The following is a 13,415-nucleotide window of genomic DNA, read 5'->3' as shown; positions in this document are numbered from 1 at the left end:
CCACCGCGCATATGCATACCTTCAGGCCCTGCGGGCCGTTGCATGCCGCAGTGCAGTATCCTATCTGTGCAGTGCGAGATCGCGATGGCGTCGCGGTCTCGCTGCCCTTCTTGGGCGTTTCCTCCCTAGACTTCGGGCCGCTCCTTCGGGAGTGGCCTTTTTTCTTTCCCGCCGCTCGGCCTCAGGCTGTTGCGTGTGCGAAGAGCTGACGAGCGACCAGTCAAGCGGAACCGGGAGCTTGGCCGTTCGTTCTTTCGTCATGGAACACTTCCGGTCCACACTCGCAACCACCGCCATTGCCGTATTCGGCCTGGCCGTGGCCGCGCATAGTCTGCATCCGTCCAATCGCGACGTGCAGACGACTCCGCTTCGTCCGGTCGCGGCGGTGGTGCAGCCGGCCGCGTGGACGGACCCGCCGGCCCGGCTGGCCGCTCCCGAGACCACGGGCGCGATCCGGACGGATCTGCGCAGCGTCGTCCCGGCAAACCCGCTCCCGTCCGCGGTCCCCGCCCCGCAGCAGGCGGCCGTGATGCCGCCGCTCGCGTCACCGCTCCCGGCCGAGATGGCGGGTTCGTCCGAGCCGCTCCGCAAGGCCGTGGCGGCGCGCCGGCCCAAGGGCAACGAGCGCGCCGCGCACCGGAGCGCCCGCCTCCGCCACGCCGCGCTCGCCCGCACGGCGGCCGTCGACCGGACCGCCGCCCCCGCGGCTCCCCAAGCCGTGCAGGCCGCCCCCGCCGCCGCCTCGCGGATCGACCCGATCGGCGACATCCTCCGCGGCCTCGGCCTCGGCCGTGACAGCTGAGTCCGGGCCCGGCGCCGGGCCTACTGGACGTGGATGGTCAGCTTCATCTTCGGGTGGATGCCGCACTGGATCGTGAAATCCCCCGGCTCGGCCAGCGTCAGGCGCGTCTCGGTGCCGGGTTCCTGGTCCCCGGCATCGAAGGTGAACCGGTCCGCCTCGATGAAGGCGTGATGCGTCAAGCTCTCGTCGCCGTTGCGCAGCGTGATCGTGTCGCCGCGGCGCAGGTACAGATCGGTCGGCATGTAGTGACGCCCCTTCTGCAGCACGATCCGGGCCGCGCTCGACAGCGTCGCCCAGGCCGTCTCAGCCACGAGGCCCGAACCGGCCAGGGCGAGCGTCCCGACGACCAAGAGGGTGTGCAGGCACCTGCTGCGAGGGGGCATGTCGGGCGTCCGCGCGAGATCTGAAGCGTTCCGGGGCCGTGAACCGCCGCCGGGCGGCCCGGGGCGCCGCTGCACCACATCCTGCGGGCCGGCCCTCAAAACCCCGATACATCGATCGATAAAATTTTATCGGATGCGTCTCTGTACGGAGTTAATATCGGGTCTACAGCCAGTTTAACTGTATTCGTAGCTATAATCGCCGGACTCTTGCGAGCCGTCCCGCGTCGCCAGCGCGCCGCGGACATGCTCCCGGAAGACGTGAACCCGGGCCGGCAGCTCGCGCCCCGCCAGGGTGACGGCGCGCAGGCGCGCGCCGCGGGTCGCCCAGGGGGCGAGCACGCGCACGATCTGCCCGGACGCCACCGCGCGGGCGGCGACGAGGCCGGGGAGATGGCCGATCCCGGCGCCCGCCAGGGTCAGCCGATGCGCGGTGGCGAAGTCGCTGACCCGGATCGCGGGGCTGAGGGCCAGCTTCTCGGTGCGGCCCTGGCCGTCGGTGAGGGCGAGCGGCGCGGCGCCGAAGCGCTCGCGGGCGAGGATCAGGTCGTGCTCGCCCAGATCCGCGAGGCGCGTCGGCGCCGGGCGGCGCAGCAGGTAGGCGGGGGCGGCGTAGAGGCCCACCGCCAGGGTCGCCAGGACCATCGCGCGGTAGCCGGTCTCCTCCGCACCGCCGAGCCGCAGGGCGAGGTCGATTCGGTTGGCCGCGAGGTCGAGGCGCGCGTCGGTGTTCAGCATCTCCACGGTGATCTGCGGATAGGCCGTCCGGAAGCTCGCGACGATCTCGGGCATCACCTCGATGCCGAAATCGATGGACGTCGTGATCCGCAGGTGGCCGGCCGGCACCGTGCGGGCGTCGCGGGCGGTCTCGGCGGCCTCGTCGAGGAGCGTCAGGCTTTCCTGGGCCTTGGCGTAGAAGGCGAGGCCCTCGGCGGTAGGCGAGACCGCCCGGGAGGTCCGCGCCATCAGCCGGGCGCCCAGCGCCCGCTCCAGACGGGAGATCCGCCGGCTGACGCTGCCCTTGGTCTCCCGCAGGCTGGCGGCGGCGGCCGTCACCGTGCCGAGGTCGACCACCGCGCAGAAGGCCCGCACGTCGTCGAGGCCGCCCTGGAAGGTTTCCGTTCTCGCAACCATGGGGTTCCGGATAACAGGCTCAACCGGGGCGGTGAACGGGGCTAGAGGGCTGCCGCGGCGCGTCGAAGCGCGCTCGACCGTCGGCCGCGTGTAGGAGACACCCGTGAAGTCGATTCTCGCCTCCGGCCTTCTGGCCCTGCTGATCGCCACCCCGGCGGTCACTCCGGTCCTCGCCCAGACCCCCCCGACCCGCGACCCGGCGCAGATCCAGGCCGGCACCTACGCGGTCGACCCCAACCACACCCAGGTCGGCTGGCGGGTCTCCCATATGGGCTTCTCGAACTACGCGGGCGGCTTCTCGGACGTGTCCGGCACATTGGAGCTGCAGCCGAAGAACCCGGCGGCCGCCAAGCTGTCGGTCAGGATCCCGGTGGCCTCGGTGGCGACCACCAGCGCCAAGCTCACCGACGAGCTCAAGGGCGACCAGTGGCTCGACGCCGCCAAGTTCCCCGCCATGACCTTCGTGTCCACCAAGATCACGCCCGAGGGCAAGGACCGCGCGAAGGTGACCGGCGACCTGACGCTCCACGGCGTGACCAAGCCGGTGACGCTGGACGTCACCCTGATGGGGGCCGGGGTGAATCCGCTCAACAAGAAGGTCACGGTCGGCTTCGAGGCCACCGGCACGCTCAAGCGCTCGGAATTCGGCGTGAAGACCTACGTACCGCTGATCGGCGACGAGCTGCACCTCACCATCGCGGGGGCGTTCGAGAAGCAGGAGTGAGGGCGGGCCGTGATCGCGGACGGGACGAAGCCTGTTCGATCCCACGCCCGTCAAGCGACGGGAATCCAAGCCTCTCCCTCATCCTGAAATGCCGGAGCGGAGCGAAGGCCTCGAAGGAGCCCTCCAGAGGTCGCGCAGCCGGCGGGAGCCCTCCTTCGAGGCTGCTGCGCAGCACCTCAGGATGCGGTCGCGGGTTGGACAAGCCCGATCGAACGGCCTGTCGGAGCCGCCCGATCGCGCATCCTGCGCCGCACCCTATCCCGGCCGGTCCTCCGATCCGGTGCCCAGCGCCCGCTGGACCATCACGCTGTCCGCCCAGTGGCCGTACTTGAACGCCACCGCCTTCAGGAAGCCGACCCGCTCGAACCCGCAGGCCTCGTGGAGGCGCAGCGAGGCCTCGTTCTCGGCGTCGATGTAGCCGATGATCTGCCGGTAGCCGCCGGCCGCGCAGGCCTCGATCAGGGCCGGCAGCAGCCGCCTTCCGATCCCGGCATGCAGGTGGTCGGGATGGACGTAGATCGAGTGCTTGAGCGTGTAGCGATAGGCCGGGCGCTTCCGGAACGGCACCGCGTAGGCGTAGCCCGCCACCGCCCCGGCGCGGTCCGCCACGAGGTGCGGCAGGCGCTTCTTGCGCATCGACTTGCGCCGCCGCTTCAGGTCGTCGGGGAGCAGGCGCGCCTCCTCGAAGGCGCCGACATCGCCCACGCCCTTGCCGATATGGTGCTCGTAGATCGCCACCATCGCCTCGACGTCGGCGTCCGAGGAGGCGCGGATGACGATGTCGGGGCAGGGCCGGGCCGCGACGGGGCCGGGGGTCTCGACCGCGATCCCCATCAGGCCCCCTCGCGCACCACGTAGGTGTGGAAGCGGATCCGCCCGTCCGGCTCCACCTCGCGGTAGACGCCCTGGATCTCGGCCTCGAAGCCGGGGAACAGGTTGGCCGAGGCCTCGAACATCTTGAAATAGTCGAGCATGGGCTTGGCCCGCTCGTCGAGCCGCTCGCCCGGCAGCACCGTGCCGATGCCCGGGGGATAGACCAGCATCAGCGTGGTGGCGATCCGCCCCTCGGCCTCGGCGATCGGCACGTAGTCGACCTTGTTGCGGGTCAGCATCTGGGCGGCCTTCTTGGGCGGCATCACCATCTCGGGCAGATGCTCCGGGGCGAACTGGCGCCGCTGCAGCGCCGAGGTGCCGGCCTCCCGGTGGAAGGCGTGGAACTCGCCGCAGAGGTCGCGCAGGCGCACGCCGCGGTAGCGGTTCGGCCGGCGATTGACGAATTCCGGCATGGCCTCCTCCAGCGGGACGTTGTCGTCGTGGAGCCGCTTGAAGGCGACGAGGCCCGAGATCAGCGTGCCGGCCTTGGAGGATTCGACTCCCGGGGTCAGCAGGAAGAGCAGCGAGTTCAGGTCGTTCTTCTCGGCGACGATCCGGTTCTCACGCAGGTATTGCGCCACGATCGGCGCCGGCACGCCGTGCTGCGCGTAGGCGCCGGTCTTCCGGTCGAAGCCCGGGGTCAGCACCGTGAGCTTGTTCGGGTCGGTGATGGCGTAGCCTGGCGCCACGTGGGTGAAGCCGTGCCAGCGCGCGCCGGGCTTCAACTCCCAGTGGCGGGGCGTGGCGGCGAGTTCGTCGGTCGGCACGCTCTCCCAGGGCACCTCGGCCCCGTCGGCGTTCCGGGTCACGTCCGGCACGAAGGGGTCGAAGAACCAGCGCCGGGCGGGGTCGCGCTCGTTCTCCTCGAATTCCCGCCGGATCGCCCGGACCTTCTTGCGCCACTCGATCCCGAGCCGGATCGTGTCGTCCCACAGGATCATGCCCGAGCGCCCCTTCATCATCTGGGCGCCGACGTCGAGGGAGGCGAACAGGGGATAGAAGGGTGACGTGGAGGCGTGGACCAGAAAGCTCTCGTTGAGCCGCTTGTGCTCGACCCGCCGGGTCTGGCCACGGATGTGCACGTCCCGGGTGTGGATCTGCGAGGCCTGGGAGAAGCTCGCGAGCTGCTTGTGGGTCGATTGCGTGGCGACGATGCCGGGCGAGGTCTCGTCGAGGCCGGTCAGCCCCATGGCGAAGCGGCGGGCGTAGAGCGGGTGGAACTTCATGAAGCCCGCCCAGGCCTCGTCGAACAGGATGTAGTCGCAGAGGTGGCCGATCTTCTCCAGGATCTCCTGGGCGTCGTAGATCGTGCCGTCGTAGGTGCATTGCTCGATCACCGCGACGCGGAACGGCCGCTCCCGCCGCCACGCCTCCGGGTCGGTCACGAGCGGGTTGCGGCGGATCTTCTCGCGGATCCGGGTCTCGTCGAGGGCCTCGTGGAAGATCGGCCCGATCAGCCCGTAGGCGTTGCGATCGGTTTCCAGAAAAATCGGGATGCCGCCGCCGAGGAACAGGGCGCCGTGATGGGCCGCCTTGTGGTTGTTGCGGTCGAACAGGACGAGGTCGTCCTCCGCCACCAGGGAGGACAGGACGATCTTGTTGGAGGCCGAGGTGCCGTTGAGGACGAAATAGGTCTTCTCCGCCCCGAAGATCCGGGCCGCCTCCTTCTGGGCCTTCAGGGCCGGGCCCTCATGGGTCAAGAGGTCGCCGAGATCGAGGACCGAGTTGTCGAGGTCGTCGCGGAAGATGGCCTCGCCGAGGTGTTCCACGAAGATCCGCCCGATCGGGGACCGGTTGTAGAAAATGCCGCCGTTGTGGCCCGGGCAGGTCCAGAGCTGGTTGCCCTTCTCGGCGTAGTCGACCAGCGCGCCGAAGAACGGGGTCTTCAACGTCTCGGCATATTGCGTGACCCGGCTGACGAGGCCGCGGGCGATGAATTCCGGCGTCTCCTCGGCGAGGAAGATGTAGCCGTCGATGAAGTCGAGCAGCTCGACCGGGATGTCCTCCAGCCGCTTGCGGCGGACCATGATGACGATCGGCATCTCCAGGCCGCGCTTCCTCATCATGTCGATGAGGGCGGCGGCCTTGCCGTCGAGGCCGCGCTTGCCCCAGTCGACCACGAGGCAGCCCACCGCCGCGTCGGTCTGAACCGCGATGGCCGCGTCCTCGACGCGCCGGGCGCGCACCACCTCGAAGCCGCGCTGCTCCACGGCCGCCACGATCTGGTTGACGCGCGCGCCTTCCAGATCGTCCGGATCGAAGGCCGGGGCGCACATCAGGACCGTGAAGCGACGGTGGAAGTCCATGGAGTCCTCTTGGCCGGAACGCAGCGGGTCGCTTTCCGGCCCGTCTGCGACGATTGCATGACACAGCGCGCGGCGGGCAGCCGGGGTGCGGACGAAAGGGCGTGATCCGCGGGGTCGAAGACGCTTGAACACCCCGCCCACCTGCACCCTCATCCTGAGGTGCTGCAGCGACGCGGAAGCCTGGAAGGAGGGGTCCAGAAAGTGCTGCGATGCCTGGAGCCTTCCGTCGAGGCCCGCTGGCGCGGGCACCTCAGGATGAGGGGGTCGTCGGGAAGCCGATCGCAGGGCGCCCGTCACACCCCGCGCCGCCGCTCCCAGACATCCGGATTGACCAGCCCGCCCGGCCGCCGGCCGGCCAGCACGTCGACCACGCGGGTCGCGGCGGTCTCGGCGGTGCGGATCAGGGCCGCCTCGGTGGAGCCGCCGACATGGGGTGTCAGGATCGCGCGCTCCTGGCGGGCGAGGGGATGCTCGGGGGGCAGCGGCTCCTGCGCGAAGACGTCGAGCCCGGCCCCCGCGATCGTGCCGGCCTCCAGGGCCTCGATCAGGGCGGCCTCGTCGATGAGGCCGCCGCGGCTGGTGTTGATCAGGAACGCCTCCCGCTTCATCCGGGCGAGCTGATCCCGGCCGATCAGCCCGCGGGTGCCCGGCGTCAGCGGCACGTGCAGGGAGACGATGTCGGCCTCGGCCAGGAGGGCGTCCACCGAGGCGGCCCGCAGAGCGCCGGCATTGGCGAAGTCGGCATCGGGACGGCTCGGCCCGTAGGCCAGGACCCGCAGGCCCAGGGCGGCGCCGAGCCGGGCGGTGGCCTGTCCGATTGCCCCAAAGCCGACGAGGCCCAGCGTCAGCCCGGCGAGCTCGACGAGGCGGGCGGTGAACTTGAAGCTGTCGTCGCCGCGTCGGACCGAGCGGTCGGCCCCGGGCAGGGCCTTGGCCAGGGCGAAGATCAGCGCGAGCGTCTGCTCGGCCACCGACACGGCATTGGCGCCCGGCGTGTTGACCACCACGATCCCGGCCCCGGTGGCCTCCGCCTTGGCCACGTGGTCGGTGCCGGTGCCGTGCACGCCGATCACCCGCAAGGCGGGGGCCGCCGCGATGGCGCGGGCCGGGAAGCCGGTGTTGCGGGTGATGACGGCGACGCAGCCGGCGACCTCGCGGGCCAGGGTCTCGGCGTCTGTGCCGCTGGCTGGGCGCGGCTCCAGCCCCGCGGCCCGCAGCCGGTCGAGACCCGCCGCGTGGATCGGCTGGACGATGAGGCACGGACCGGTGATCACGGGAGGGGAAGCCTCTGCAGGGGGGAGGATCGAGGGGCAAGCCGCTTGCCGCGACCCTCTTGGGCGCTCCGCGCCGCACTGGCAACCGCACGGTGCGTGGGTGAGGTCCGGCCGGGCTCGATCGGTGGCCCTCAGCGCGGCCTTGCATTGCGGCGGTCCAGCAGGCTGAAGCGGCGGTGCAGGCCCAATGTTTCCCGTGAAACATTGCGTTAACCCAGCGCGCCCGACGCCGAGCTCGTCCGCTTCCGCGATCCGCGACCGCGCCGCTGTTGCATCGGTACAGTCGCGACGCGATCCCCGGCGGGTTACCACCGGTCCGGCATGACCACATCGATTTGGCGCGATCGACGCAATGACCTGGCCCGGGCGCGGCTGGAGCGGGCTCGCCCGCCCGTCTTCCCGGGGGCGGTCCTGCAGCACGCCCTGGCACGGCCGCTGATCCCGCCGACGCCGCGGCTCGCGGTCGAGAGCTACTGGCGCAACCACATCCTACGGGCGGACCGGCTGGCGCGCGCCCTGGCGGCCCGCTCGGGAACGCCGGAGGGTTGGACGTGGCAGCTCGGCGCCGAGGGCCGGGCCGGGAGCTTCCGGATGCCGCCCGCGCCCTATCGCGACCCGGCCTTCGCCCGGGGGCGGGGCGCCTGCTGCATCTGCGGCCAGCCGGTCTACCGGTTCGGCTGGCACCGGGACCTGTGGCAGCGCGGTCAGCCGAACGCCAATGCCAGCTGGCATGCCGCCTGCGTCACGGCCTGGAAGTTCTGGATCGCCCCGCACGCGCAGGTGCGGATCCTCAAGCGCCGCCAGCACCACCGCTGTGCCACCTCCGGCAAGCGGCTGCTGCGCAGTGCCGAGGTCGACCACGCCCTGCCGCTCTACCGGGTCTGGCGGGAGCACCGCTTCGCGCCGTGGCCGGAGCTGCTCGGCTACTGGGGCGCGCCGAACCTGCAGGTGGTCAACCGCGCCGTCCACGTCGACAAGTGCCGGGACGAGGCGGCCGAGCGGTCCCAGACCCTGCGGCTGTCCCGGTTCCGCGTCGTGGAGGACGAATCCGGGTTCGAGGTCATCGAGGAGGCGTGAGCGGCCGGCTCAACCGCCCAGAGCCTCCAGGCCCCGGGACAAATCGGCGAGGAGATCGGCCTCGGCCTCGAGGCCGACGGACAGGCGCAGCAGCCCGTCGGTGATGCCCGCGATGGCGCGCGCCTCCGGATCCATGGCCGCGTGCGTCATGGTCGGCGGGTGCGCGACCAAGCTCTCGACGCCGCCGAGGGACTCGGCCAGCGTGAAGACCCGCAGGGCCTCCACGAAGCGCCGCACCGCGTCGCGCCCACCCGCCAGCTCGAAGCTCAGCATGGCGCCGAACCCGGCCTGCTGCGCCCGGGCCAGCGCGTGGCCCGGATGCGACGGCAGGCCCGGATAATGGACCCGGCTCACCGCCGGGTGCGCGTCCAGGAAGGCCGCCAGGGCTCCGGCATTCCGTTGCTGCTGCTCCACGCGCACGAACAGGGTGCGCAGGCCCCGCAGCGTCAGGTACGCGTCCAGCGGCGAGCCCGTGACGCCGATCGTGTTCGCCCAGGCGGCGAGATCCTCACCGACCGCCTTGTCGGCGGCGACCACGACGCCGCCGATGACGTCGGAATGGCCGTTGAGGAACTTGGTGGTGGAGTGCACCACGAGGTCGGCCCCCAGGGCGATCGGCTGCTGCAGGGCCGGCGACAGGAAGGTGTTGTCCACCACGGCGCGCGCGCCGACGGCCTTCGCGTCGGCGGTGATGCGCCGGACGTCCACCACCCGCATCAGCGGGTTGCTGGGCGTCTCGATGAGCACGACCTTGGGCCGCTCGGCCAGGGCCGCCGCCAGCGCTGCGGGGTCGGTCTGGTCGACGAAGGTCACCCGGTAATGGCCCCGGGCGCCGCGCATGCTGAGGAGGCGGTGGGTGCCGCCGTAGCAATCGTGCGGGGCGACCAGCAGGTCTCCCGGCCGCAGGCTCGACAGGGCGAGATCGAGGGCCGCCATGCCGCTGGCGACCATGACGGCCCGCGCGCCGCCTTCGAGCTTGGCGATCGTGTCGGCGAGCTGGTCGCGGGTCGGATTGCCGAGGCGCGAGTAATCGTAGGGCCCGGCCTGCTCGAAGGCCGGGAACTTGAAGGTGGTCGACAGGTGGATCGGCGCGATCACGGCGCCGAAGGCGGTGTCCTGCGCCACGCCGTTGGTCGCCGCGATCGTGCGGGCCGCGAATCCCTCTGCCATCGGCTGTCCCTTCCTGCGCCGTGTCCCGTGCCACCCGACGAGTCGGGTTGCGAGGCGCGTTCTTTATGCAGAACGGAACAGTCTTTCAAGAGAACGGAAGCGCCGGTCGCGGCGACGACGACGGGCCCCGTGCCGGTCAGGCAGCGAGGATGCCGGCCGCCGCACCGGACGGGTCGTCCTCCCGGGCCCCGGCAGGCCGCACCGCCTCCGCTTCCCGCACCATGGCCTCCGCGAGCAGCCGGGCTCGGCCGGCCCAGAGGTCGCGTTCCGCCGCCAATCCGTCGAGCCGGCTCTCCGCCGCCGCCAGGGCCACCTGCAGGTTGTCGATCTCCGCGCGCAACGCGCTGGTGCGCTGCCGCTCGCTCGCCAGCGCCGCCTTCAGCACGCACAGGGCGGCCTCGGCGGCGTCCTGCGGTGCCACAGACCGGCCGGTGGCAGCCGGCTCACGGCCCGCGACCGGCTTGGCCGGCGCGACGGCCGGCGGCGCGGCCTCCGGCCGGAGCTGCGCGATCGCGGCGCGCACCTGCACCACGTCGAGGCCGGACGCGTCCCGGGCCGGCTTGGCCGGCGCGGCCGCTTCCGCGGCCGGAAGACCCTCCTCCTCCATCACCAGCCCGTGCAGCATGGCGAAGACCTGGTCGCCGTCGAGGCGCGAGAGGTCGAACCCGCTCTCGGCGGCGAGGCTGCTGAACCGCGCCTGCCCCCGGGCGGACTGGCCCACGAACGCCATCGACCAGGTCGCGAAGCTGCGGCTCTCAGTCGGCCCGCACTGCAGGACCGTCACGTCGCCGTGGCGCAGGTCGCGCTGGATCCGCTCGAAGGTCGCCTCGACCCCGCGGCGCGGACCCTCCAGCACCTGCGCGAAGGCGCCAGTGTTGAACATCAGGGCACCGGTCACGCCGACCGCCCGGTTGTTCCGCTGCGAGGCGTCCAGGATCTGCCGGACGGCCGCCGACATCTCCGCTTCCGAGCCCTGGAGCAGATTCTTGCTGGCGTAGACGAGGCGGTAGAGGTCGCTCATGGCTGTGCGTCCGCGTGAGAGGGGGAAGATCAGGCCTGCGGGTAGGCGGCGAAGACGCGGGGGAGGTCCTCGGTGGGCAGCGGCTTGCTGATGAGGTAGCCCTGGACGTCGGTGCAGCCCTCCAGGCGGATCCGCTGCATCTGCTCGGCGGTCTCGACGCCCTCGGCGACCGTGGTCATGCCAAGGCTCTTCCCCAGGCCCGCGATGGCGCGGATGATCGCCTCGCCGTCCGGCTTGCTGGCCAGGTCCTTCACGAAGGAGCGGTCGATCTTGATCTTGTCGAAGGGGAACGAGCGCAGGTAGCTCAGCGACGAGTAGCCCGTGCCGAAATCGTCCATGGAGACGCGGACGCCGAGCTCCCGCAGCCGGTGGAGGGTCTGGAGCGTCCTAGTGTTCTCCTGCAGCAGCACGCCCTCGGTGATCTCCACCTCCAGCCGCCGGGCCGGCAGGCCGGAGGTGGCGAGCGCCGAGATGATCGTCTCCACGAGCCGGTCGCTCTTGAACTGCGCGGGCGAGACGTTCACCGCCACCGACATGTGGGCCGGCCAGGTCATGGCGTCGCGGCAGGCCTGCCGGATCACCCATTCGCCGATCGGGACGATCAGGCCGATCTCCTCGGCCAGCGGGATGAAGTCGAGGGGCGACACGAGGCCCCGGTCCGGGTGCCGCCAGCGGATCAGCGCCTCGCAGCCGATCAGCCGCTCGCTCTCCAGCTGCAGCTGCGGCTGGTAGTGCAGCTGGAACTCGCGGCGGGCCAGGGCCTGGCGCATGTCGAGTTCGAGCTTCCGGCGCGCCTGCATGCGCGCGTCCATCTCCGGCTCGAAGAACCGGTAGGTGCCACGCCCGTCGAGCTTGGCCCGGTAGAGGGCGAGGTCGGCGTTCTTCAGGAGCCGGTCGGCGTCGGTGCCGTCCTCCGGGGCGAGCGCCACGCCGACGCTGGCGCCGATCGTCAGGAGATGCCCCTCGACCATGTAGGTCCGGCCGATCAGGTCGACGACGCGGCGGGCCAGCGCCTGCGTGCCCGCCGCATCGCGGATGCCCGCCTGGAGGATGACGAACTCGTCCCCGCCGATCCGCGCCACCGTGTCGGTCGGCCGCACCGTGGAGCGCAGGCGGTCGGCGACCTTCTCCAGCAGGGCGTCGCCGACCGGATGGCCGAGCGTGTCGTTGACCGGCTTGAACCGGTCGAGATCGATCAGCAGCAGGGCGCAGGCCTCGCCGGTGCGGGCCAGCCGCGCCAGGGACTCGGCGAGACGCTCGCGCAGGAGCAGGCGGTTCGGCAGGCCCGTCAGGGGATCGAGGCGCGCCATCTCGTCGGCGCGGGCCTCGGTGGCCTTGCGGGTGCTGACATCCTCCAGCGTCACGACCCAGCCGCCGCCCGCGACGGGGTGGAGCTCCGCCTGGACCGTGTGATCCGCCCGCCGCAGCTCGAACACGGTGGGCTGGCGCCGTTCGAGCGCGAGGCGGACGGCGCGCATCGCCGCGCGCCGGTCCTGCGCGGCTCCGCCCCGCAGGGCGCCGAGCAGCCGCATCGCCGACGCGTCGGCCGGCAGCGACACGTTCAGACGACCCAGGAGATCACGCGCCGGGGCGCTGGCCGCGACCATCGCGCCCGCGCCATCGATCATCAGCAGGCCTTGCCGGACCGCGTCCAGATAGGGGACGAGACCGTCGCGGCGCGCCGGCTCCGGGGCCGGATCAAGGTCCGGCCGGATCGGACGCGTCGCCGCGCGGCTCACCGCGAGGACGGGCTGGAGATCTGTGCGCATGCACCGGGCCTCGGCGAGGGCTGCCGCGCGGGAACCGGCGGCAGGAAAACCCGGCTGATCTAGGCCGAGATGTCCTAACTTCCGGTTTAGTTTCGGAAAATCGCGACGTTGACCTAGGTTAGGAAGCTAAAGCTCCGGTATTGATCGGAGTATCCGGAATGTCCCCGCGCATGGTGAGCCGGAATGTGCCGGATCATCCGCGCCGTCGCGCCGGACCGGAAGGCCGAAGCCGATGCAGCAGCCTCGCGCGCCGCGCAGATCGGCACCGGATCGCCTTGCCCTCATGCGGGGAGCCTCGTCGGCGCGCGAGGCCGGAGGCGTGCGCCACGGGCTTGGCCGTCCTGCGTGCGGCCTCTTGCGTCTCGCGGCCGGCACCACTAAATCCGCCTTACCGGTCGCGATGGTACGCCATCCGCCGGAACTTCCAGCAGCATCACCGGCCGGCGTGGATCCCTCGGGGTCGGGACGCTGTCGGGTGCGAGCCAAGGCTCGGCCCGGATCCGGCGACTGCAGGAGCGTCCATCGTCAAGCGCCGCACCGAAGGGCTTCCGGGCCCTTTCGCGCGGCGCTGTTTCGGCGGAGGCACCGGAGACCGGCCCGGCCGGTTCGGTTCCTTCGCCGGGAAAAAGGCGGTTGACAGGCAAGTCCGGGGCGGCCTATACGGCGCCTCCCGACGCGGTCCGGAAGAAAAACGGACCGGGTTGGACGGGCTTACCGAGGTTTAGAAAAGTAGATCTGGCGAAAGCCAAGGTGCTTGACTTCTCCTCGAAAGGTAATTACGAAAGTGATTACTGATCTTTGACAAGTTGTGAATGAGGAAGGGAGACGCGGGCGGCGTTTGTCCTTGCGGCCGGGTCTTAGGACCTGGCGTGAGTAGACTTGTGC

The 13,415-nt window shown here is 71.2% G+C and carries 11 protein-coding genes; 3 read left to right on the top strand and 8 right to left on the bottom strand.

What is annotated here, in order from left to right:
• Nucleotides 1-352: 352 nt before the first annotated feature.
• Nucleotides 353-802 (top strand): hypothetical protein, encoded by a 450-nt coding sequence (locus ACLBX9_RS08885; RefSeq protein WP_447718669.1) that lies wholly within the window; start codon nucleotides 353-355, stop codon nucleotides 800-802.
• Nucleotides 803-822: 20 nt separating this feature from the next.
• On the opposite strand, the gene ACLBX9_RS08880 is transcribed toward ACLBX9_RS08885, so the two are convergent.
• Nucleotides 823-1,185, bottom strand: coding sequence for a hypothetical protein (locus ACLBX9_RS08880; protein ID WP_039894961.1), 363 nt, complete (start codon nucleotides 1,183-1,185; stop codon nucleotides 823-825).
• A 174-nt stretch (nucleotides 1,186-1,359) separates the two neighbouring features.
• On the bottom strand, nucleotides 1,360-2,316 hold the full coding sequence (locus tag ACLBX9_RS08875; RefSeq protein ID WP_447718668.1) for a LysR substrate-binding domain-containing protein: 957 nt from the start codon (nucleotides 2,314-2,316) through the stop codon (nucleotides 1,360-1,362).
• A 103-nt stretch (nucleotides 2,317-2,419) separates the two neighbouring features.
• Here ACLBX9_RS08875 and ACLBX9_RS08870 point away from each other — a divergent pair, with 103 nt between their 5' ends.
• Entirely contained in the window at nucleotides 2,420-3,040 is a 621-nt protein-coding gene (locus tag ACLBX9_RS08870) for a YceI family protein (RefSeq protein ID WP_010687543.1), read from the top strand.
• Nucleotides 3,041-3,295: 255 nt separating this feature from the next.
• Here ACLBX9_RS08870 and ACLBX9_RS08865 read toward each other — a convergent pair whose 3' ends face one another.
• From ACLBX9_RS08865 to ACLBX9_RS08855, 3 genes are all read right to left on the bottom strand, one after another.
• Entirely contained in the window at nucleotides 3,296-3,874 is a 579-nt protein-coding gene (locus ACLBX9_RS08865; protein WP_447718667.1) for an N-acetyltransferase family protein, read from the bottom strand.
• Nucleotides 3,874-6,219, bottom strand: coding sequence for an Orn/Lys/Arg family decarboxylase (locus ACLBX9_RS08860; RefSeq protein WP_447718666.1), 2,346 nt, complete (start codon nucleotides 6,217-6,219; stop codon nucleotides 3,874-3,876). Before ACLBX9_RS08860 ends, ACLBX9_RS08865 begins: the two co-directional genes overlap by 1 nt.
• A gap of 293 nt (nucleotides 6,220-6,512) precedes the next feature.
• Complete coding sequence (locus ACLBX9_RS08855; RefSeq protein WP_447718665.1) at nucleotides 6,513-7,493, bottom strand: hydroxyacid dehydrogenase; 981 nt, start codon at nucleotides 7,491-7,493, stop codon at nucleotides 6,513-6,515.
• A 321-nt stretch (nucleotides 7,494-7,814) separates the two neighbouring features.
• On the opposite strand from ACLBX9_RS08855, the gene ACLBX9_RS08850 reads away from it, so the two are divergent.
• On the top strand, nucleotides 7,815-8,570 hold the full coding sequence (locus ACLBX9_RS08850; protein WP_447718664.1) for a hypothetical protein: 756 nt from the start codon (nucleotides 7,815-7,817) through the stop codon (nucleotides 8,568-8,570).
• 9 nt (nucleotides 8,571-8,579) lie between these two features.
• Here ACLBX9_RS08850 and metB read toward each other — a convergent pair whose 3' ends face one another.
• From metB to ACLBX9_RS08835, 3 genes are all read right to left on the bottom strand, one after another.
• Nucleotides 8,580-9,740, bottom strand: a complete 1,161-nt coding sequence (gene metB / locus ACLBX9_RS08845) for a cystathionine gamma-synthase (protein ID WP_447718663.1) — start codon at nucleotides 9,738-9,740, stop codon at nucleotides 8,580-8,582.
• A gap of 136 nt (nucleotides 9,741-9,876) precedes the next feature.
• Nucleotides 9,877-10,761 carry a BLUF domain-containing protein gene (locus ACLBX9_RS08840; RefSeq protein WP_447718662.1) on the bottom strand — a complete coding sequence of 295 codons (885 nt, stop codon included), beginning with the start codon at nucleotides 10,759-10,761 and terminating at the stop codon, nucleotides 9,877-9,879.
• A gap of 29 nt (nucleotides 10,762-10,790) precedes the next feature.
• On the bottom strand, nucleotides 10,791-12,530 hold the full coding sequence (locus ACLBX9_RS08835) for a putative bifunctional diguanylate cyclase/phosphodiesterase (protein ID WP_447718661.1): 1,740 nt from the start codon (nucleotides 12,528-12,530) through the stop codon (nucleotides 10,791-10,793).
• Nucleotides 12,531-13,415: the final 885 nt, after the last annotated feature.

The sequence above is a fragment of the Methylobacterium sp. A49B genome, from assembly GCF_053346215.1.
This window is presented reverse-complemented; position numbering and strand designations above follow the sequence as displayed.

Coding starts and splice junctions, on each gene's coding strand:
- metB (WP_447718663.1), bottom strand. CDS start 9,740: ATGGCAGAGGGATTCGCGGCCCGCACGATCGCGGCGACCAACGGCGTG.
- ACLBX9_RS08835 (WP_447718661.1), bottom strand. CDS start 12,530: ATGCGCACAGATCTCCAGCCCGTCCTCGCGGTGAGCCGCGCGGCGACG.
- ACLBX9_RS08880 (WP_039894961.1), bottom strand. CDS start 1,185: ATGCCCCCTCGCAGCAGGTGCCTGCACACCCTCTTGGTCGTCGGGACG.
- ACLBX9_RS08865 (WP_447718667.1), bottom strand. CDS start 3,874: ATGGGGATCGCGGTCGAGACCCCCGGCCCCGTCGCGGCCCGGCCCTGC.
- ACLBX9_RS08840 (WP_447718662.1), bottom strand. CDS start 10,761: ATGAGCGACCTCTACCGCCTCGTCTACGCCAGCAAGAATCTGCTCCAG.
- ACLBX9_RS08850 (WP_447718664.1), top strand. CDS start 7,815: ATGACCACATCGATTTGGCGCGATCGACGCAATGACCTGGCCCGGGCG.
- ACLBX9_RS08860 (WP_447718666.1), bottom strand. CDS start 6,219: ATGGACTTCCACCGTCGCTTCACGGTCCTGATGTGCGCCCCGGCCTTC.
- ACLBX9_RS08875 (WP_447718668.1), bottom strand. CDS start 2,316: ATGGTTGCGAGAACGGAAACCTTCCAGGGCGGCCTCGACGACGTGCGG.